Raw genomic sequence first — 20826 nt, 5'->3', positions numbered from 1 at the left:
CTCGCGCGCTGCTCTTTGCTCTTTCTGCGAAACCGGCCGGCAGCGCCCCGCCGGCCTAACAGTACCTTATGATTTCGGAATAACCAAGTGCTCGAGGGATTCAGCCGCAGCCTGCTGCTCCGCTTCTTTCTTGGAGCGGCCGACTCCGCGGCCCAGACAGGTCTCTCCCATGTGAACCTCGGACACGAACTCCCGTTCATGCGCTGGTCCGCGTTCCTCCACGATACGATACTCAAGCGCCCCCAGGTTATGGTGCTGCGTGAGCTCCTGCAACTGCGTCTTGTAATCATTCGTCTGCAGCTTGCCGTCAAGCGAGATTTGTGGAAAAATATGCTTCCGCAAAAACTCCCGCACAGGCTCCAGTCCTTGATCGAGATACAGTGCACCGATAAACGATTCGAACACATCGGCCAGCAGCGCTGGGCGTGTCCGCCCTCCCGTCAGTTCTTCGCCTTTGCCGAGCAGCACATACTTGCCGAATTGCAGCTGATTGGCAAATTTGACGAGGGAAGGCTCACAGACGATCGATGCGCGCATCTTGGTCAGTTCTCCTTCGGGCCGTGTCGGACAGTGATGGAACAGAAATTCGGACACGGTCAGCTCCAACACGGCATCGCCCAAAAATTCAAGGCGTTCATTGTCTTGATGCTGACCGAAGCGATGTTCGTTTACGTAGGAAGCATGGGTAAACGCCTGCTTTAACAGCTGCCTGTTTCGGAAATGAACGTTCAGTTTCTGCTGTAACTGCTTCAATTCTACACTCAACAGTCTGACTCCTTACGCTTCGTATTTCGTTAATACAACGGTCGCGTTATGCCCTCCGAAGCCGAATGAGTTCGACATGGCGGTGCGGACGTCCGCCTTGCGCGGCACATTCGGCACGTAATCCAGGTCGCATTCCGGATCTTGATTCTCTAAGTTGATTGTTGGCGGAATCATGCCGTGCTGCAGCGTCAAGGCGCAGATAACGGCTTCGACTCCGCCGGCTGCACCAAGCAAGTGTCCTGTCATCGACTTCGTCGAACTAATCGCTACATTCCTTGCATAGTCACCCAACGCGGCCTTGATGGCCCGGGTTTCCGATCGGTCCCCGACCGGGGTCGACGTTCCGTGCGCGTTGATATAATCGATCTGCTCCGGCTGGAATCCCGCATCCTGAATCCCTCTCGTCATGCAGAGGGCAGGACCTTCCGGATCCGGATCCGTAATATGATGCGCATCTGCGCTCATGCCGTAACCGGCCACCTCCGCATAGATGCGGGCTCCACGCTGCAGCGCGTGTTCCAGCGACTCGAGGATGAGCACGCCGGCGCCCTCGCCCATAACGAAGCCGTCGCGGTCGGCATCGAATGGCCGGCTTGCGCGTTCCGGTGCGTCATTGCGAGTGGACATGGCGCGCATCGCGCAGAATCCGGCCATCCCAGAAGGGAGGATCGGCGCTTCGGCACCGCCGCAGATCATGACGTCGGCGTCGCCGCGCTGAATGATCTTGAACGCATCGCCGATCGAGTGGGTCCCTGTCGCGCATGCGGATACGGCAGCCGTATTCGGGCCACGCGCGCCGATCATCATCGAGATATGGCCTGATGCCATGTTCGCGATCATCATCGGAATGAAGAAGGGACTGACTCGTTTAACCCCTTTTTCAAGCAAAACCCGATGCTGCTCTTCCCAAGTCCCCAGTCCGCCGATACCCGAACCGACGATGACGCCAACCCGATCGCGGTTCGTCTGGTCCATGTCCAGCTTAGCATCCTCCAGCGCCTTCTTGCTCGCAGCGACGCCGAATTGAACGTAACGGTCCATACGGCGCGCTTCCTTCTTATCTATATATTCTTCCGGATTGAAATCCTTCACGGAAGCAGCGATCTTAGTCGGGTAATCCGTCGTATCGAACGTCTCGATCTGCGAAATGCCTGACTTGCCTTCCATCAGGCTCCTCCACAGGGTATCAAGGTCCGAACCGAGAGCCGTTACCACACCCATCCCGGTTACTACAACCCTCTGTTTCAACACATATCACCTCTATCATCAGTTCCGAATTCTATACATCAAGCGCATCTCAGGCAGTCAACGCGCTACATACAACGCAAATGAGGAGAAGTCCCGTTACTGCTTGAACGGGACTCACTACCTGCTTACTTATGAGATTGTATGTAATTTACTACTTCTCCTACCGAAGTAATCTTCTCTGCGTCTTCATCAGAGATTTCCATATCAAACTCATCTTCCAATTCCATAACCAATTCCACAACATCGAGGGAATCAGCGCCAAGATCATCTTTAAAAGATGCTTCCAGTGTTACTTCCGCTTCATCCACGCCAAGGCGCTCAACGATGATGCGCTTCACTCGCTCCAACACTTCTGCTGACATCCGGTTCACCTCCTCCTTGGTATTATACGAAAAAACGTTTTAAATTACCATATCAAAACCTCTTACAAAATAATGCTTAAAGTCCATGAATTCATAGACTGAGAAGCCCTACATATACATGCCGCCATCGACGTGAATCGTTTGGCCGGTCATGTACTCCGCATCCTCCGAAGCGAGGAAGCGAACCGTCTTGGCGATATGCGACGGCTGGCCGAACCTGCCCAGCGGGATCTGGCCGAGCAGCTGCGCCTTCATGTCTTCCGGCAGCACGCCTGTCATATCGGTCTCGATGAACCCCGGCGCGACGCAGTTGACGGTAATGCCCCGGGAAGCAAGCTCGCGAGCCGACGCCTTCGTCAAGCCGATGACTCCCGCTTTGGCTGCTACATAGTTGGCTTGTCCGGGATTGCCCAGCACGCCGACGACGGACGAAATGTTGATAATGCGGCCAGAACGCTGCTTCATCATCGGGCGCGTCACGGCTTTGATGCAGTTGAAGACACCCTTCAGGTTCGTCTCGATCACCTGATCGAATTCTTCTTCTTTCATCCGCATAATTAAATTATCTCTTGTAATGCCGGCGTTATTCACCAAAATGTCAATTTTACCGAATTGTTCCAATGCAGTCTTGACAAGCTGCTCGGCTTCCTCCATCTTGCCGACGTTGGCCTTCACCGTGACAGCTTTGCGTCCAATGGCCGCAATCGCTACCGCTGTCTCGGCCGCCGCCGCTTCACTGCCGGCATAATTGACGACGACATCGGCCCCGGCTTCCGCCAAATGAATGGCAATTGCCCGGCCGATACCGCGGGACGCTCCTGTGACAAGCGCCGTTTTCCCTTCCAATCTGGACATCGGTATTCCCCTTTCTCAAAATCTTCGATACGAGTCATCAATACGCTTGTATGCTAATCGGCATGGACACGAGATGATGTCAGACCGGCATAGCACGTTCCGTACGGTTCCGCATAGCCGTGGACGTCCAAGCCATCACTCGTATGCTTCGATCGCCTCGAGACTGTTGATGGAAACGATGCGCACCGAGCGGTCGATTTTTTTGATGAGACCGGCCAGCACCGTGCCCGCCCCAATCTCGACGAAGGTGTCCACGCCTTGATCGATCAAATAGCGGACGCTGTCCTCCCACAGGACAGGCGAACATACCTGTTCAACCAGCATGCCGCGAATCTGCTCGGCCTCGGCGACCGGTCGGGCGGTCACATTCGCGATGATAGGAATGCGCGCATCCTGCATCTCTACGCGCCGCAGCGCCTCGCCGAGCCGCTCGGCCGCCGGCTTCATCAACGCGGAATGGAACGGTCCGCTCACTTCAAGCGGAATGACCCGCTTCGCTCCGGCTTCCTTGCCGCGCGCGATCACCGCGTCGATCCCTCCGCGGGATCCGGACACGACGATCTGGCCTGGGCAGTTCAGATTCGCCATCTCGACTGGAGTCCCAGCAACGGAGATGTCGTCGCACAGGGCGCCCAGCGGCTCACGCTCAGCGCCAAGCACCGCCGCCATGGCGCCCTGGCCGTTCGGAAGCGCCTGCTCCATGAACTGGCCGCGCTGGCGCACGATGGCGAGCGCGTCCTCGAAGCGGAGCACGCCTGCCGCCACGAGCGCCCCGTACTCCCCCAGGCTGTGTCCGGCCACATAATCCGGCCGGATATGATGGCCCTCCAGCGCCTGATAGAGCGCCCAACTCGTCGCCAGCAGCGCCGGCTGCGTGTTCGACGTCCGCTTCAATTCGCTGTCGGGACCTTCGAATATCATCTTGGTCAACAGGAATCCCAATACCCGGTCGGCTGTCTCGAACGCTTCCCGTGCAGCCAAAACGGCATCATACACATCCTTGCCCATGCCGACCTCTTGCGAGCCTTGTCCAGGAAAGACAAATGCCAATTTGCCCATAGGGCACACTCCTTCCAAATGACTGATGTCTATAACGTATTACGGTAAGGCCCTGTTCAATATTTCGCTAGGATTGCGCCCGATTACCATTGAATAACCGAAGCCGACCAGGTCAAGCCTCCCCCGAACCCGACGAGAAGAAGCGTGTCGCCTTCCCTGACCCGGCCTTCCTCCACCGCTTCCGCCAAGGCGAGCGGTATCGATGCCGCCGACGTGTTCGCATACTTCGGCAGATTGATGACGCATTTCTCCTCTGGCAGATTCAAGCGCTCGATCGCGGCTTGAATAATCCGGGTATTCGCTTGATGCGGGATAAGCAGGTCGATATCTTCTTTCGTCTTGCCCGCTTTTTTGAGCGCTTCATCGGCGGCATTGCCCATGACGCGCACCGCGAACTTGAATACTTCCCTGCCGTTCATATAGATGTAATGGAGCTTGTCGTCCACGGTCTGATGCGATGACGGGTGGCGGGAACCTCCGCCTTCCAGCTTCAGCAGATTCTTGCCACTGCCGTCCGCGCCCAGTTCGAATGACTGGAAACCGCGTCCTTCCGGAACCGGACCGAGCACGGCGGCTCCGGCGCCGTCCCCGAACAGGATGCATGTATTCCGGTCCGTGTAATCCGTAATCCGGGACAGGCACTCCGCCCCGACGACGAGCGCATATTGATAGGTACCCATCGCGATGAAGTTGCTCGCATTCGCCAGCCCGTAAATGAAGCCCGCACAGGCCGCCGACAGGTCGAACGCCGCGGCGCGCTTGGCGCCGAGCCGTTCCTGAAGCAGACAGGCCGTGGACGGGAAAGCCATGTCCGGCGTAATCGTCGTGACGATGATAAGATCCAGCTGCTCGGCCGTTATACCAGCCGCCTTCAGCGCCTCCTGGGCGGCATGATACGCCAAATCCGACGTCGCTTCATGCTCGGCCGCGATCCGCCGCTCTTTAATCCCGGTCCGGGTTATAATCCATTCATCACTTGTATCGACCATTTTTTCCAGATCTTCATTGGTCAATACCCGTTCAGGCACGTATTTCCCTGTACCGATAATGCCTACCGAACGCAAATTCATTATCGCACCACTCACTTCCCACTTGTATTCCCTCCGATTTCTGTTGCAATCGTATGGATAAGATCATGCTGCAGCGCCGTGCGTGCTTGACGGACCGCATTCTCAATCGCCCGCGCGTCCGAAGAACCGTGGGCTTTCAGCACCAGCCCGTTCAGCCCGAGCAGCGGCGCACCGCCGTGCTCCTTATAATCCATCATTTTCTTCAGACGCTTCAAGCCCGGCATCAGTACTGCAGCTGCTAGCTTCGTATACCATGAACGGGTAAATTCCTGCTTCAGCACACTGAACAAGGAGCCGGCCGTGCCTTCCAGCGACTTGAGAAACACATTGCCGACGAACCCGTCGCACACGAGCACGTCGCAGTTGCCTTCCAGCACATCGCGCGCCTCCACATTGCCGACGAAATGAATCGGCATCGGCTCCAGCATCGGATATACCTGCTTCGTCAAATCGTTGCCCTTCATCGCTTCGGTGCCGACGTTGAGCAGCCCGACGCGGGGCTTCGGAATGCCATGCACTTTCTCCCGGTACATGCTGCCCATCAGCGCATACTGTACGAGATGCTCCGGCTTCGCGTCCATGTTCGCCCCCAGATCGAGCGCCAGCACGCCGCGCCCGTCCATTGTCGGAATCATCGGCGATAGCGCTGGCCGCTCGACGCCAGGCATCCGGCCAACGACCAGCAGGCCCGTCGTCATGAGCGCGCCGGTGTTCCCGGCCGAGATCATGCAGTCCGCTTCCCCTTCCCGCACCATTCGTCCGCTGACAACCATTGAAGCGTCCTTCTTGCGTCTGACCGCCTTGACGGGCTCGTCATCCGCTTCGATCGTGCTCGCCGCATGAACGATGCGGACATTCGTGGGGCGGGATGTCAGCATCGGCTCCAGCCTCGCCTCGTCCCCCACCAGCAGCAGTTCGATATCAGACCAGACTTCCGCTGCGGCCAGAACTCCCTGAACATTGCATGCCGGAGCGTGGTCTCCGCCCATGGCGTCAATGGCGATTCTCATGCTCGTCTCCTCCTTCGCTGCCGTTCATTGCGCCTGAACGGAATATGGTAAAGTTGCCCTGGAACACCAATTCCTCGCCGACATAGGTGAATACTTCCACCCTCGCCTTGCTTCGTTCCCCCGAGCCGGATAGGACAAATGCCTTGGCGATGCATTTCTCTCCGAGGCGGACCGGCCGGATGAAGCGGATATCCGCCGTTGCCGTCAGCGCGATCTCATCGTTGATGACGGCGACGGCCAGCGAGTTGGCTTGCGCAAACAAATGATGGCCCCGCGCGATATGCGTCCGCGAGAAGACGTGCTCCTCGCGTATCTCGAAATACGAGATGCCGCTATGATCCAACTGCAGATCGACAATGTCTCCGATCACTTCGTGCAGCGGCAGCGACCGCACCTGATCGTAGGTCTGCTCCGCCATCATCTTCAAGCGCTCCCGCAGCTCCGGGATGGCCAACTCCATCCGGTCGAGGCGAATGGTCTGGATACTGACCTTCAGCATGCGGGTCAGTTCCTGATCGGTTACAAACGGATTTTCCTTTATGATTTTCGCCAACTGCTGTTGACGTTGTCGCTTTGGCAAACGTTCGATGACCCGCACCACCTTCTTGTCCTGTTGTCCGGATCGTCATATCGACTTCGGCGCCTCGGAATTTAATTGCAATCATTACTTTATCTTTATCTTATAATCTTTACACAATTTATCTTCACAATCACATAATGAAGTGGCCGTGAATAGGAGCCATTAGAACCTGGTACTAATCCAGTATATATAAAATCGCCGGCAAAGAAAAGCAGAAGTTATGAAATCGGCTTCGATTTATAAAAAAACAGCGCCCCACCGTTGGCGAAGCACTGTCTTTTCCCATGAGTCATTATGATTTGATGATCTCTCTTGCTTTGTATGTTCCGCACACTTTGCACACATGGTGAGCCAATTTCAACTCTCCACATTGTGCGCACTTCACCATGCCAGGCACAGATAATTTAAAGTGCGTACGGCGCTTGTCACGACGCGTCTTCGACGTTCTTCTTTGAGGTACTGCCATGTTCTACACCTCCTTACCCAAGTTACGTGCTCTTCCAGGGCTGTCCAAAAAGCGCGGCTAGCGCTCTTCTTGAACAGAATACTTCTACTGTCGCTATTTATTTCTTGAAGAAATCTTGTAACCCCGCCAGTCTCGGGTCAATGCGCTCGTTCGAACAGCCACAGGACTGCTCGTTGCGGTTCGTGCCGCAGGTCGGGCACAAGCCCTTGCACGCTTCGCTGCACAGCGGCGCGAACGGCAAGGCCAGCAGAAGCACTACTTCCACATAAGGCTGCAGGTCGATAAGGTCTTCCGTCACTTGAGTGACGTCGTCCTCCTCTTCCTCCGGGGAAAGATCAGTAGAGACTGTCAGCTTGAATTGCTCATTGAACGGAATGACGTATGTCTCGGTAAACGACGTCAAACAACGTGAACATACCAGTTCCAACCGCGCAGTCAGTTGGCCATGTACGCCAATCTGTCCTTCGCCTTCTGCCCTGACCGTCAAATCCACGGTCACCGGGGCGGGGATGGAAATATCTTTGCGATCCCGAACCACATCGTTAGCAGAAAATGCCGATTGAATACGTGTTTCCTGGACCTTTGCGGCAATGTCCCGAAAATAAATGTTCATCACATCACTCCAAACAAACAAAATTAATTATAGCGATTAACGTCATGCTTTGTCAACCAAATTCGTTTGACAGATTGCTGGGACATCCTCTGCCTCTCCGCCAAACATTCGCCGTTCGTTCCCGGTTCATGGTATGATCGGATGAGAAATTCAGAAGTGCCGCGGCGGGTCCGACAGCCCTCCAGACGGACAGCCGAGGCCCCTTTCTGTCCATGAATCATCATCTTACCTTATTCTGTGTTCGAAAGGAAGAGTGATATGAAAACGGTCGGAATCGTTGTTGAATATAACCCGCTTCATAACGGGCATCTGTATCACTTGAAGCAATCGAAGCTGGCGGCCGAGGCGGAAGCCGCGGTCGGAGTCATGAGCGGCCATTTCCTGCAGCGGGGCGAGCCGGCGCTGGCCGACAAATGGGCACGTACGGAAATGGCGCTGGCCTCCGGCGTCGACCTCGTGCTGGAGCTGCCGGTCGCGTACGCCGTCCAGCCAGCCGAATGGTTCGCCTACGGCGCGATAGCGACGCTGCAGGCAACCGGCGTTGTCGACGCGCTGTGCTTCGGCAGCGAATCCGGCGACCTCAAGCGGCTGCACGGTGCCGCCAAGGCGCTGGCGTGCGAGCCGGACGAATTCACCGGTCGGCTGCGCGCCGAGCTGAAGGCCGGGAGCAGCTATCCGGCCGCCTACGCCGCCGCGGCCGGGCAGGTACTGGACAGCGGCGGGGCGGCGCATTGGCTGACGCAGCCGAACAATTCGCTCGGGCTGCATTATTTGCTGGCGATGTGGCGGCTGAACAGCGACATGAAGCCACTGACGATTCCCCGCCGCGAAGCCGGCTATCATGATGCGAAGGCGCCGGAAGGCACGATCGCCAGCGCCACCGCTGTCCGGCGCCTCTGGTGTGACTCCGGGGATCTGGCTGCGGCAGCCCGCTATGTGCCGGATAGCACACTTCGCATTCTGGAACGGGAACATGCTTCCGGCAGGGCCCCGCTCGATTGGGAAGCGTTCCGCCGCGAGCTATTCTACCGCCTGTATCTGCTTCCGCCCGAGGAGCTGGCACGGTATCTAGAGGTTACGGAGGGGCTGGAGCACCGCATCAAGCAAGCGCTTCAGACGCTGGAGAAGCCCGGCATCGAGCCGCTTATCGCCAAGCTAAAGACGAAGCGTTATACTCGGACCAAATTGATGCGGACCTTAGCCCATATCATGCTGCACCATGATAAATTCCATTTCGGGCCGGACGCCCTTGCCACGGGTCCCGCTTACGTACGGGTGCTCGGCTTCACCGAGCGCGGACGCCATCTGTTGAAGCGAATGAAGCGCTGCGCGGAGCTTCCCATCGTCCTCACCATGACGCGCGATAACAGCCATTTAGGCGGCCGCGCCGGCCTCGAAGCGGACGCACGCGCCACCGCCGTCTATGCCAACGCATTCCTTGGTTGGAACGCGAGGGCGGCCTTTCGTGACTATTATGAGCCGCCCCGCCGGTTCTAATCCCCATAACGGCGGCAACGGCTGGCATGCGCCAACCGTTGTCTGCCTGAAGTCCGGTGCTGAAGCCGGTACCATCTACGAAGCCAACTGGAACTGCTTCACCGCCTCCAGCGCATCCTCCAGCGTATCTACTTCCACCAGCTTCATCTTCGTGTTCATCTTGTCTATCTTCGCCTTCGCTTCCTTATAGTTGCCGGAAGGTACCAGGAACAAGACCGCGCCTTCCCTATCTGCCGCCACGACTTTATGCTTCACGCCGCCGATCGGGCCGATCTTCCCTGACGGATCGATCGTGCCGGTACCGGCGATCCGGCAGCCCTTCGTCAGATCCGCCGACGTCAGGCGGTTGATCAGCTCGAGCGTGAACATCAAGCCCGCCGAAGGCCCGCCGATATCGGATTCGTGGAAGGTCACGTTATGCTTGTTATCCGTGGGAACGACCTTCTTTTTCTCCCCGTAAGTAAGACCGAAGCCAATCCGCTTCTTGCCGCTGCCGGTCTGATCCGGGAGTTCAACAAGCTTCGCCTTGACCTGCACCCGCTTGCCTTCCCGCTCGACGACAGCCTGAATCGTCTCCCCGGCGGTACGCCCCTTCAAGGCAGCCTGCAAATCGTCAAAGCCGGTCACCTTCTGGCCTTCCACTTCCATTATCCGGTCGTTCGTAATAAATTCATTATCCGCCAGTTGCTTATTGTTAAACAGAACATAAATGCCTTCGGACTCCATCGTGTATGGAATGCCGATCTGGTTATAGGCTGCCAATATCGCGGCCATCTGCGAGTTGCTCATGTTGAACAACTGTTCATTGATATATTCCTGTTCGGTTCTCCCTTGAAGCGCATCTTCCTTCTTGCTGAATTCGGCATTCGGATCAAAGGCCCGCCACGCAATCAGCGCCAGATTGGCATACGTTCTTCTCACCGTCGTCAGAAGGAACGTGCCCTTCTCTGTCGCGTCGCCGCCCTGCACATTGATGAACGGCTTCACTTCCTCAGCGCTTCCTGGCGTATAAATCACATACGGCGTCGGGATATACACAACGACATAGAATAGCACGATCACCGCGAAGATCCACTTCCATCCGCGGAAGCGGGGAGAATTCCGCTGCCGCCCGTACGATCTGAACTCCTCTTCCATTCTCCTACCTCCCTATGCCCTCGGACGCCTCGCGATATTTGGTCTAAAGCCCGTCCCTGTTGCGTACACATAAGATCGTAATGCGCTTGAAGCCTTACTTCTTCATTTACGGCCAAAGGGGTGACCGCCATGTTCTCGTGTCGCACATCGCCCGCTTTCCAGCGGCTGTCCACGCTCATCATAGGGGGCTGTGCGGTACTATTGGTGCTGTGCATCATTGCTTATCCCGATAAATCATTTCAAGCCTCTTTGCAAGGGCTGAAGGTATGGTGGACCATTATATTCCCGGCCCTGCTGCCGTTCCTCATTCTGTCTGAAATGTTGAAGGCCTACGGCTGGGTACATGGCATCGGCATTCTGTTGGATTCGTTCATGCGAACGCTGTTCCGGCTTCCCGGGATCGGCGGCTGGGCCTGGTCCGTTGGTTGGACGGCCGGGTATCCTGCCGGCGCCGAAGCCGTCGTCCGCCTGCGGAGAGACAATGAATTGTCCCGCCTGGAAGCGGAGCGGCTGCTCGACCTGACGCATGCCGCCAGTCCGATTTTCATGATCGCCGTCGTCGGAGTCGGCTTCCTGCAGCAGGCCGAATTGGGGCTTGTTATCGCTGTCGTGCACTGGGTTTCTTCCCTTAGTATGATGGTTATTGTGCGTTGGGCGGGAGCTTTTCATCCCGCTGCCGAGCGCCTCCCCATACGGCGAACGGCGCCCGATGCGCCCAAGCCGCTATGGAAACGGATGCTGCAGGCGATGGAACTGGCCCACCGCCAGGACGGTCGTGCATTTGGCCGACTGCTCGGCGATTCCGTCACTTCTTCCGTCCAGACGCTGATGATGATCGGCGGCTATATCATGATGTTCTCTGTCATTGTCCAGGTGCTGCGCCTTGCCGTCCCCCAGGAATTCGGCACTTATGTTCTGAACGGCCTGTTCGAAGTAAACCTTGGCGCGTATTCGCTTGGATCGGCAGCCTTCCATTCCCCTCTCTTCCAGACCGCCCTTATCGGCGCCGTCATTGCATGGAGCGGAATCAGCACGCATCTGCAGGTCCATAGCTTGACCCGAGGAACCGATTTGCGGTACAGCCGCTTTTTCCTGATGAGGCTTCTCCATGCCGGGTCTGCTTTCCTGCTCACATTCGTCCTGTGGCATCCGCTTCACAGCCTTTTGCGGCTTGCGCCGCTGGAGCAGGCAGCGTTCCGGCTGCTGAACGCCAAGAACCGGCTCGAGGAGGCGCCTTCCTCCTGGATTCAGTCCATTGCCGGGCTGGCTTCAGCGCCAGCATGGCTGCAATCGTTGACGCTTGTCCCGATTCTATGTATCCTCCTGCTCATCGGTATGGCGGTCTCGCTCTTTATCGGACGATGGAAGCGCATCTGAGCGCCGGCTTCGCACCGTTCGCTGCTCAACGCTTATATATATCCCGCAGCGCCGCCTCGACCTCCGGGGCGACCAGCTCGCTAATATCGCCGCCATATTTCGCGATTTCCTTCACGATGCTGGAGCTGAGATAGGAATACTTCGGATTTGTCATCATGAAAATCGTCTCTACCCGGGGGTTCAGCTTCCGGTTCGTCGAAGCCAACTGCAGCTCGTATTCGAAATCCGTGACCGACCGAATACCACGGACAATGACATCGCCGTTTTTCGCGTCCATATAATTGACGGTCAAATCACTGAAGTTGTCCACCTCTACATTGGGCCACGGCTTCGTTACCGTACAGAGCAGCATAAGCCGTTCTTCAATGGAGAAGAGCGGCTTCTTACTTGAATTGTTCAGCACGGCGACAATCAGCTTGTCGAATTGCTTCGCAGCCCGCTCGATAATATCCAGGTGTCCGAGCGTCACCGGATCGAAGCTACCCGGATAGACTGCGGTCCGGGGTCGGCATGCGTGCTTGTCGTTGTATGTCATCATCGTAAACCTCCTTGGAAGACGCATGGCACCTATAGAAACCATAGGCAGGCGCCTCGTTGTTCTGTCCATTTGCAACAGAAGAATCGCTTCCTTATTCTGTGGAAGCTTCCGCATCTACGAGGTATATCGATACAGCGATATCCCCATAATCCGCCTTCTTCCATATCGAGAGCGGACCAATGCGCTCGGAATACGAATGGGATGCATCATGCTCGACGACGATGATGGCGTCATTACTTAGCAAGCCGTTATCCCACATCTCCATCAACAGTTCGTCCGCATCCTTCAACCGGTACGGCGGATCAAGTAATATATAATGAAAGGAAAGATTCCGCTTGGCCAGCGCCTTGAGCGCCCGTCTCGCATCATTGCGGTACACTTCGGCCTTGTTAGCCAACCCCGTAGCCGCCAGATTGTCGCGCACCACCTCGACGGCTCTCGCATCCTTATCGATGAAGACCGCTCCTTCCGCTCCTCGGCTCAAGGCTTCAATACCCAAGCCTCCCGTTCCGGCGAACAGATCGAGCGCACGCCCTCCTTCGAAATAAGGACCAATCATGCTAAAAAGCGCTTCCTTTACTTTATCCGTCGTCGGCCTTGTCCCTATACCAGGCACAGGCTTCAGCGTACGGCCTCTGGCCGTTCCCGATATCACTCTCAGCTGTCTCACCTTCTCTTCGTTCCGCCAACTTCTATCAGCGCGATAATACTGTATATTCGATGTTAATCGTAACATACATTTCCCCGTTTTGAAAAATGAAATCCGCACTGTCCCCCCAACTACGTGCAACAGAAAAAAAGTTATCCGGGCGATGTATATATTTCTGCCGGGTGGCAATCCTTAAAGTATCGACATCATTGAATGTCGTAGACAACCGCGGAGAAGACTTACGTTTCCCCATAAGCTCTTCGTCCGGTTTCTCCTCTCCCATGAGGGCGTCCTAGAAATAGGGCGCCCGTTTTATTTTTTATAAAACCTTATGCATCAAGGATCACCTAGATTTCCTTTGCCTAGATTTTACTCAAATTTTTATAATTGGGACCCAATTGGGGCCCATTTTTTTAAATGCATTGCTGTCTTTCGGTTATAAGGTCTCCGAAAGCTTCATTCATTAACTCTTCAAGTTTAAGACAAACAGGAAACAATTCAGGGTTAACACGCTTTACTTCGTGACAAAAAATATTGAACAGCATGAAAAACTTCTCTCGTTCTTCCTCACGGTGGCGAATTTTCTCTTTAAGCACTTCATTGTATGCAGTTTCCCATTCTATCAACATAACAAACATCCCCCTGAGCATTTTATGTACACGTTTAACATAATGCGAATTCCGCTACAGCTATTTTCATTTTCATCATCCCCCCTTAAGCAGCCAGTCGTCGGAAGTTCACCGGTGACTGGTTATTTCGTTTCGTTTGAATCCGAATTGAGTTATAGTAGGTAATGTAATCTCGAACGGTCTGCTCAACGATGGCTGTCGTTGTACAGGTGAGCCCTTCGAGATAGAACGTTTCAGACTTTAGCGTCGAATGAAACGATTCGATGGGAGCATGATCAGCGGGCGTTCCCTTACGGGACATGCTCATGGTAATGCCCTTTTCTTTTACGGCTTCCTGGTATGCCCAGGACGTATACACGCTACCTTGATCGCTATGGAGCATCATTCCCGGTAAATCGGGCAATGGATTCAGCGTGTCAAACGAATTAAGCTTTTCCTCTATTTCCAACAACCCGGAAACAATGTCTGGGTTAATATGCCTTACTTCCTGATAAAAAATTGTATAAAGTGAATAGAACTCTTTCTTGTCTTTACAGCAATCGTTTGTGACTTCTTCCACTCTCTTTTGAATATACACTTCCAACCATTTTGTCAACAAAAGTACCTCCCTCTTATGATGAATAAATAAGACTGCTATCAAGCCCATTAAACTAGATTGTATAACTCTCCAATACATTCACCCCCAAAAAGAAAGCACATTTTTACTCTATCATCCAACTTTAATATTTTTTGTAGAAAATCGTCGGGTACGTTTGAAAATCGATACTAGTATCGATTTTTCTTTACATATACATAACAAAGAGTTATAATTAAATTTTTTGTAAAAATAAAAAGAAGACCTGACTAGGCCTTCTTTTGAAACAGATGCTCAACGTATTTCCGCTTTGCCCTTGCCACATTGCAAGTTGCAGCGTTGTTGTCAAAATGGGCGGTTATCGCATAATTTGTTTCCGTTACCATCTTGATTCGTTTTAAGTTTACTAAGTTCCCATTATCAAGCTGCTTGAATTCTGGAAAAGCAAATTTACATGATTCCAAGGTAAGTAAAACAGTGAACACTCCGACAGCGGTATGAAATCGAGGGACAAAATAATTTTTTTTAGGTTGGAATACGTCTATAAAGAATATCTCCCTAATTTTGAATGAATCATACTCCCCGGTTATTCGGTCATCTACCAACCTGGCTCCTAACAATTCAATGTCTTCATTCATATCGATCCTACTTACTTTATTTCTTAAGTTCCGCCGGAAGCTTCGGGGATCCGATAAATGTCTTGAGATTTCTAGCGGATAACTTCGCGCTAGTCTCTAATATCTTGGACAATCTTCTAGCTGTAGCCTTTTTCATGGCTTCCTCCTCCTCTCATTGGCAATATAAGCATTGCCTGAATTAAAAATACCAATATAAGTGTTGATGATTGCAAATAAAAATTTGTCAATACAATCAAAACCGACACAGCCTTCAAGGCGCTATTTGGTAGTGTGGGGTTGATTGTATCCTCGCATATATTCGGCGAGAACAGGATCATTATAATGGTTGCAATCCCAGTAAATATTACCACTAAAGAACTGTTAATAGCAATATAAGGAACAATTGAGAAAATTGCTGTGGATATAATAGTGCATGCAGTTAATGATTTCATGTGTTCGCCGCCTGAAAAATATCTAAGTGTCCCGAAGCCGACAACTGCGATCATTGTATCTATTAATTTCCCTGTCATCCAACCAATCAAACAACTAAGAAATACGGTAAATATCAAATTAAATATTACCCCAAGTGCATACTCCATTACTTCAATACTTGTAGACCCTTCAGGATCGGCTTCTTTAATTCTAAGGGCGATTTTATTCGCTAGTCCTTCTATCATTAATCTTCGATATCCCTCCTACACGACTGTAAATACAGTGCAGCTAATGATATTAATATGAATGGAACAACATATTTCATCTTCATACTTAATAGTGCAGGGAGTGAAATAAAAAGCACCACTAATGTAGTAATAGACCAGAATAATAATGCTTTGTTCCGGGGTTTTGTATAATCTTCCTTTATACTAAAATCGTGTGGCGGGCGGATTACGAATGAAAACCCGAGATTAAATTTTTTTAGAACATATCCAATAGTTAACGCAAGCGTAATTGATGACGCCTGGACAAAATTAACCTCAACTCCTGCGCTCTGTAAAACAATATGCTCGTTCAGCAAGCCAATACTTAATAAGATAATATAAATAATCAATTGGAATATTAAGTACGCACCGAGTCCAGCCCCGGTAATTATCGCACCGTAAAAAATCTTGATCCCCATTACGAACCTGATAAACAGTGTGAAAAGCAATACTTGCAATGGTAAATCTATTGTTGGGACATTTAGGAGAATCCTTAACACAAAGGATACTATAGAAATAATAACAGACATGGTACCAATATCTAGTATATACTCCTTGATTGGCAACCTGTAGAGTTTAAGTATAAGTACAAACACTGCAAATGCATCCAGCGAACCAAGGGGTATATAAATCGCTGTTGAGTTCAAATCACAACACCTCGTTTTTTATCTAAGACACTCATTTTACAATATTATACTATTAGGTTGAGCAAAAGCAAAAGCCCCGGAGCGATCCGGGGCTTTAATGGTACTTTATGACATTCGACAAACTTGATGATTGCGGTCAAACCAAACTAAATGAAACACACCGCCAATTATGTATCCGAAAATCCTTGCTCTTTGTGAAACGCGCAATTCATAAAGCGTCACATCTGGTGAAATACTCTCTGGAATTGATGGGTTGTGATAAAATGGATTTCAAGGAGGTAGTTATGAAAAAACATTTATACATACTTTGGCTTGTTTTGGTACTGCTGTTGACGGCCTGCTCTCCAACAAACCTACCAATGCAGCAGGCAGAAGACAGCACGTTGCAGGTTTACTTTTTGGATGTTGGCCAAGGAGATTCAACACTGATCCAGACTCCAAAAGGGCAGCATATCCTCATTGACGGCGGAGACAACCATCAGGGACAGAATGTCGTCGATTACCTGAATCAACTTGACGTGAAGCAGTTGGACGCAGTTATTGCGACACATCCAGACGCTGACCATATCGGCGGACTGGACACGGTGATCGATGCGATACCGGTTCAGTCCGTCTATGGCCCCAAAGTTAGTCACACCACTAATACATACCATGACTTTCTGCTGGCAGTTAAAAACCGGGGCTTGAAAATCAGGTCAGCAAAGGCCGGGTTGGCTTTACCGCTCGAAGGCGTCACGGCCGAATTCGTTGCTCCCGGAGCGGAATACGCTAAGGATCTGAACGAATGGAGCGCAGTTCTGAAGGTTACGTACCAAGATACGTCATTCTTATTCACAGGCGATGCCGAAAAGCGAAGCGAAACGGATATGCTAAAGCACCCGGAGCGGCTTCGTGCCGACGTGCTGAAGGTAGGGCATCACGGCTCAGATACATCCACTTCCCAGGCGTTTCTGGACGCCGTACAACCAACCTACGCCGTGATTAGCGTGGGAACAGACAACAAGTATGGTCATCCTAAGAAAGCGGTTTTGGACAGGCTGAAGAAAGCCAATGTGCAAATTTTTCGATCAGACAAACAAGGAGCGATTACCGCAATCAGTGACGGCAATACAATAACATGGAAGACAATGAAATAGCACGGGACTCATCTTTGGAGATTCATAAGGACGAATAGGTTACATAAATGTAATCAACCTAGAACTAGGACCATGGAACTGAAATATATACAAAAATATACACAATATATCCAAATACTACAAGAGACGTAGGATTCTTTCCTCAACGGCTCTTTTTGCATCGATAAATTATCTACTACAATTATTCAATTCCTCCATTTTCCTCAAATTTCATTCATGCCGAAAATCTACCAGTCAGGTAATTACTACAATATTTTAACACATAAATCACCATTTTTGTTATACTCAACAACGGTATTTTTTTACAATACTAAACCGTTATATAGGGACTGGGGGTAAAGAAGTGGTTATTGATCGAATCATGTTCACGAAATCCATGGACGACAGCATTCCTTAGCAGCGATTATGAACGCTGTATTGATTGAATTTCTTTTATGAGAAGGAGAAGAATATGAAAAAATTTATAGCCTTGATATTATTGATTGCTCTTTCGTTTACAAGCCTTCCTCTTGCGTATGCAGATTTCGCGAATGGCACCTTGGTTCAGACTGAATCAGGATTCAAGCCGATTGAACAAATCCGGGTCGGGGATCTCGTTCCGGCAAAAGATGAAACAACGGGAAAAACAGAGTATCATAGAGTTGTTCAGTTATTCCAGAGACAGGCGGATGAGACGTATCACATTACCGTCAAAGGAACTCCAATTACGACAACCGGGGAGCATCCGTTCTGGGTGCATGGCCAAGGATGGGTGGAAGCAAGCCATCTGAAGGCGGGAGATCTGCTTCAAAATGCGGAAGGCAAGTCCTATCCGATCGACCGGATCGAGATGAAGAACAACAGTACGCCTGTATATAACTTCGAAGTTGGAGGAGTACATAATTACTTCGTTACGGAGTCGGAAATATGGACGCATAACATCGGAGCGATTGTAAGAGCGATAGTAAAAGGCGTTGCGAAAAACGCTGCGAAAAACGCTGGAAAAAGCGCTGTGAAAAACGCTAAGAATGTAACTAGGGGGACGGGGAATGTAGGTAGATCTTCTGTTAAGCTGAAGGTAGATAAAGCATTGGATCCCGCTAATAGTTGGGCGTTTAAAAAAATCAATGCTGAGATCGCTAGAAAAAAAGCGCTGGGGAAAACACCGGCAAAAACTGACGGGAAAAATTCCGGGAAAAGCGCCGGGAAGGCATCTAAGGGGACGGGTAAAGTCTCATCTAAAAGTAACTACAGAGGTTTATATTTAGACAAAAACCCAGGTTTACCTAAAGGGTGGCAAGTACATCATACTCTTCCTCAGAAATATGTAGGAATAATGAAGAGTGCTGGAATTAATATCCATGAAGTAAAGTATTTAAGAGGAGTTGACCCAAAGGTACATTCAAAAATTACTAACGAATGGACTAAGTGGGATAAGTCGTTAGGGAGAACCCCAACAGCACAAGAAATAAGAAACTTTGCAAAACAAATAGACCAAAAGTACAATAAATATTGGCGTTAAAATAAGAGGAGTGATAGTATGGATAGACAAAAATTGTTATTTGAGCGATTAACAGAAATAAAAGCTTATTGGGTTAATACTACAAGTGAAAGTTTAGATGATAAAGCAGACTTGATATGGTCAGAAGTAGAAGATGAATATGAAATACTTCAAAAGAAACTTACAAGTCAAGAAGAAAGGGAAGCATATCAAAAAGTAGTTGATGAAGTTATTAAAGGTGTAATGCACTCAATTTTAGTAATGATTGACGGTGGGGACGAATTAGCTGATAAAATATTACTTGATTTAACTGAACGTGACACTAATAAGTCTCTCTCGAAGCAAACAGCTTTACATGAAGAATTTTATAGTTACTTATTAGAAAAGGAAGATGAGTAAAAAAATTGAATAACCTTTAGAGTTATCTAGAGGTTCTTTATGAATTAGCCGAGAACACTCGTGACTTCAGTCATGAGATGAATCGGCCTCGGACAAGGGGGGGACGGGTAATGTAGGTAGATCTTCTGTTAAGCTGAAGCGACCTAAGGAATTGGACTTCACTTATAGAAGGTTGGATGAAAAAGAGAATAAGCAGGGTAATGTTAAAGGTGGAAGTTTTAAAGAAGTAAATGCTTCAAAGGGTCAGAATGAGGTAGGTCATCATATTGCACAAAATGCTTATAATAAACGTAACGGAATAAGTAGAAATGATGGACCTGCAGTTCTAATGAGCAAATATGATCATTCAATGACTAGAACCTTTGCTGGAAAAGGCAAAGCATCAATGAGAGCAGACGATGCACTTCGATTAAATGGACGGCAACGTATGGCTAAAGATGTTTGGGATGTAAGAAAGCATTTTGGTAGGAACTATAACGAGGGTCTAAGACAAGCTGTTCGCTATGGTCAACAAGTTTATAAAAAAATAAAATAAGGAGCACCTACTATCCTATGAGAATACAAGGTTATAAAGTTACCAGAGGTATTGATGTTCATAACCATTCCTTTGGTGGTGAATCATGGCGAACGCCAATTTGTCCTAATTGTGGTACTAACCTACACTTAATTTTTAATTTTGATCTTAATGATAACAAGTTAAAAAAATTGGAGAATGGAAAAATAGATAGTATTCCACTGATCTCTTGTTTAAATTGCTCTTCATATTGGTCCGCTCAAGTTTTTAAAATCGAACCTCAAACCAGAATCATTTCGATTCTCAAACAAAGTGATAAGGAAAACTGGATTAGCGAAGAAGAAGACCGGCTTCCTTATCCATTGCCGTTCTCCAAAATGAAAATAGAAGAATTACAAGTGATTGACATGCCAACCATAGATGGAGATACAGACAGGGCGTTCGAAGCCTTAGGCTTGGAATATGTTTGTAGAATCTTGGATGAGCCACTTTTTGTAACAGAACCTATTCATAAAAAATGTTATGGATGTAATGAAATCATGGAATATGTAGCAACAATTTGTAGCGAAGATTATGACTCAGAGGGGTTGGTTCACGAAGGTTTTACTTTTAATTTTGGAGAGTCATTTCTTTACTTCTATTTTTGTAAATCATGTAATATCCTAGAAACGGAAATGCAAAGTACGTGATATTTAACAAAGTAAGAACCTTGATTGTTTTTTGCCTTTCAAGGTTTCTTTTTATAGGTGTACACGCTCTCATTTACATGCTAATAATTTCTCTTTTTCAAGGTAAGAGCCGCAGGAGCGATCCGAGGCCACTGAAAAAGTCCTTCTCATGAAAAAAGGTACGGCTCCTCAAGAAAATTGAGGAGCCGTACCTTTTTTCGTTTATAATTAATGCATC

General features: G+C 50.3%; 24 protein-coding genes and 1 pseudogene. 7 read left to right on the top strand and 18 right to left on the bottom strand.

Features of this window, described 5'->3' with window-relative positions:
* Positions 1 to 66: 66 nt before the first annotated feature.
* From rnc to PPOP_RS18345, 10 genes are all read right to left on the bottom strand, one after another.
* Positions 67 to 765: a ribonuclease III gene (gene rnc, locus PPOP_RS18385; protein WP_006288185.1), complete on the bottom strand. Its 699-nt coding sequence runs from the start codon at positions 763 to 765 to the stop codon at positions 67 to 69.
* Positions 766 to 777: 12 nt separating this feature from the next.
* Positions 778 to 2013, bottom strand: a complete 1236-nt coding sequence (fabF, locus tag PPOP_RS18380) for a beta-ketoacyl-ACP synthase II (RefSeq protein ID WP_093471117.1) — start codon at positions 2011 to 2013, stop codon at positions 778 to 780.
* 125 nt (positions 2014 to 2138) lie between these two features.
* On the bottom strand, positions 2139 to 2375 hold the full coding sequence (gene acpP / locus PPOP_RS18375) for an acyl carrier protein (protein ID WP_006288183.1): 237 nt from the start codon (positions 2373 to 2375) through the stop codon (positions 2139 to 2141).
* 108 nt (positions 2376 to 2483) lie between these two features.
* On the bottom strand, positions 2484 to 3230 hold the full coding sequence (gene fabG, locus PPOP_RS18370; RefSeq protein ID WP_006288182.1) for a 3-oxoacyl-[acyl-carrier-protein] reductase: 747 nt from the start codon (positions 3228 to 3230) through the stop codon (positions 2484 to 2486).
* 135 nt (positions 3231 to 3365) lie between these two features.
* Complete coding sequence (fabD, locus tag PPOP_RS18365; RefSeq protein ID WP_042230017.1) at positions 3366 to 4289, bottom strand: ACP S-malonyltransferase; 924 nt, start codon at positions 4287 to 4289, stop codon at positions 3366 to 3368.
* An 83-nt stretch (positions 4290 to 4372) separates the two neighbouring features.
* Positions 4373 to 5359, bottom strand: a complete 987-nt coding sequence (locus PPOP_RS18360; RefSeq protein WP_042230014.1) for a beta-ketoacyl-ACP synthase III — start codon at positions 5357 to 5359, stop codon at positions 4373 to 4375.
* Positions 5360 to 5370: 11 nt separating this feature from the next.
* The gene (gene plsX, locus PPOP_RS18355; protein WP_006288179.1) at positions 5371 to 6369 is read right to left on the bottom strand and encodes a phosphate acyltransferase PlsX; all 999 of its coding nucleotides are present in this window, start codon (positions 6367 to 6369) and stop codon (positions 5371 to 5373) included.
* Positions 6353 to 6949 (bottom strand): transcription factor FapR, encoded by a 597-nt coding sequence (gene fapR / locus PPOP_RS18350; RefSeq protein WP_199899001.1) that lies wholly within the window; start codon positions 6947 to 6949, stop codon positions 6353 to 6355. The genes plsX and fapR overlap by 17 nt, the downstream gene beginning before the upstream one ends.
* Before the next feature lie 292 nt (positions 6950 to 7241).
* Positions 7242 to 7415 (bottom strand): 50S ribosomal protein L32, encoded by a 174-nt coding sequence (gene rpmF / locus PPOP_RS21350; protein WP_006288177.1) that lies wholly within the window; start codon positions 7413 to 7415, stop codon positions 7242 to 7244.
* Positions 7416 to 7512: 97 nt separating this feature from the next.
* Entirely contained in the window at positions 7513 to 8028 is a 516-nt protein-coding gene (locus tag PPOP_RS18345; RefSeq protein ID WP_006288176.1) for a YceD family protein, read from the bottom strand.
* Positions 8029 to 8286: 258 nt separating this feature from the next.
* Here PPOP_RS18345 and PPOP_RS18340 point away from each other — a divergent pair, with 258 nt between their 5' ends.
* A complete protein-coding gene (locus PPOP_RS18340; RefSeq protein WP_006288175.1) occupies positions 8287 to 9525 on the top strand; it encodes a nucleotidyltransferase in 1239 nt (412 codons plus the stop codon).
* 75 nt (positions 9526 to 9600) lie between these two features.
* On the opposite strand, the gene PPOP_RS18335 is transcribed toward PPOP_RS18340, so the two are convergent.
* Complete coding sequence (locus PPOP_RS18335) at positions 9601 to 10662, bottom strand: YlbL family protein (RefSeq protein WP_006288174.1); 1062 nt, start codon at positions 10660 to 10662, stop codon at positions 9601 to 9603.
* A 129-nt stretch (positions 10663 to 10791) separates the two neighbouring features.
* On the opposite strand from PPOP_RS18335, the gene PPOP_RS18330 reads away from it, so the two are divergent.
* On the top strand, positions 10792 to 12039 hold the full coding sequence (locus tag PPOP_RS18330; RefSeq protein WP_042230012.1) for a nucleoside recognition domain-containing protein: 1248 nt from the start codon (positions 10792 to 10794) through the stop codon (positions 12037 to 12039).
* 25 nt (positions 12040 to 12064) lie between these two features.
* On the opposite strand, the gene coaD is transcribed toward PPOP_RS18330, so the two are convergent.
* From coaD to PPOP_RS18290, 7 genes and pseudogenes are all read right to left on the bottom strand, one after another.
* Positions 12065 to 12577 (bottom strand): pantetheine-phosphate adenylyltransferase, encoded by a 513-nt coding sequence (gene coaD, locus PPOP_RS18325; protein ID WP_006288172.1) that lies wholly within the window; start codon positions 12575 to 12577, stop codon positions 12065 to 12067.
* 91 nt (positions 12578 to 12668) lie between these two features.
* Positions 12669 to 13238, bottom strand: coding sequence for a 16S rRNA (guanine(966)-N(2))-methyltransferase RsmD (gene rsmD / locus PPOP_RS18320; protein ID WP_042230027.1), 570 nt, complete (start codon positions 13236 to 13238; stop codon positions 12669 to 12671).
* A 401-nt stretch (positions 13239 to 13639) separates the two neighbouring features.
* Positions 13640 to 13855 carry an asparaginase gene (locus PPOP_RS18310; RefSeq protein WP_234399899.1) on the bottom strand — a complete coding sequence of 72 codons (216 nt, stop codon included), beginning with the start codon at positions 13853 to 13855 and terminating at the stop codon, positions 13640 to 13642.
* 85 nt (positions 13856 to 13940) lie between these two features.
* A pseudogene (locus PPOP_RS18305) lies at positions 13941 to 14273 on the bottom strand (transposase); the annotation flags it as partial.
* Positions 14274 to 14698: 425 nt separating this feature from the next.
* A complete protein-coding gene (locus PPOP_RS18300; protein ID WP_006288167.1) occupies positions 14699 to 15067 on the bottom strand; it encodes a LytTR family transcriptional regulator DNA-binding domain-containing protein in 369 nt (122 codons plus the stop codon).
* 116 nt (positions 15068 to 15183) lie between these two features.
* Positions 15184 to 15723 carry an accessory gene regulator ArgB-like protein gene (locus tag PPOP_RS18295; protein WP_006288166.1) on the bottom strand — a complete coding sequence of 180 codons (540 nt, stop codon included), beginning with the start codon at positions 15721 to 15723 and terminating at the stop codon, positions 15184 to 15186.
* Positions 15723 to 16391 carry a hypothetical protein gene (locus PPOP_RS18290; RefSeq protein WP_148278013.1) on the bottom strand — a complete coding sequence of 223 codons (669 nt, stop codon included), beginning with the start codon at positions 16389 to 16391 and terminating at the stop codon, positions 15723 to 15725. The genes PPOP_RS18295 and PPOP_RS18290 overlap by 1 nt, the downstream gene beginning before the upstream one ends.
* A 284-nt stretch (positions 16392 to 16675) precedes the next feature.
* On the opposite strand from PPOP_RS18290, the gene PPOP_RS18285 reads away from it, so the two are divergent.
* From PPOP_RS18285 to PPOP_RS18265, 5 genes are all read left to right on the top strand, one after another.
* Entirely contained in the window at positions 16676 to 17527 is an 852-nt protein-coding gene (locus tag PPOP_RS18285; RefSeq protein WP_006288164.1) for a ComEC/Rec2 family competence protein, read from the top strand.
* A 451-nt stretch (positions 17528 to 17978) separates the two neighbouring features.
* Positions 17979 to 19028, top strand: coding sequence for a polymorphic toxin-type HINT domain-containing protein (locus PPOP_RS24830; RefSeq protein ID WP_042230006.1), 1050 nt, complete (start codon positions 17979 to 17981; stop codon positions 19026 to 19028).
* A gap of 18 nt (positions 19029 to 19046) precedes the next feature.
* Positions 19047 to 19406, top strand: coding sequence for a hypothetical protein (locus PPOP_RS18275; RefSeq protein ID WP_006288162.1), 360 nt, complete (start codon positions 19047 to 19049; stop codon positions 19404 to 19406).
* Positions 19407 to 19578: 172 nt separating this feature from the next.
* On the top strand, positions 19579 to 19941 hold the full coding sequence (locus PPOP_RS18270) for a hypothetical protein (protein WP_042230003.1): 363 nt from the start codon (positions 19579 to 19581) through the stop codon (positions 19939 to 19941).
* A gap of 17 nt (positions 19942 to 19958) precedes the next feature.
* Positions 19959 to 20609 carry a hypothetical protein gene (locus PPOP_RS18265; RefSeq protein ID WP_006288160.1) on the top strand — a complete coding sequence of 217 codons (651 nt, stop codon included), beginning with the start codon at positions 19959 to 19961 and terminating at the stop codon, positions 20607 to 20609.
* Positions 20610 to 20826 lie beyond the last annotated feature (217 nt).

The sequence above is a fragment of the Paenibacillus popilliae ATCC 14706 genome (assembly GCF_000315235.1).
GTDB classification, from domain to species: domain Bacteria; phylum Bacillota; class Bacilli; order Paenibacillales; family Paenibacillaceae; genus Paenibacillus_B; species Paenibacillus_B popilliae.
This window is presented reverse-complemented; position numbering and strand designations above follow the sequence as displayed.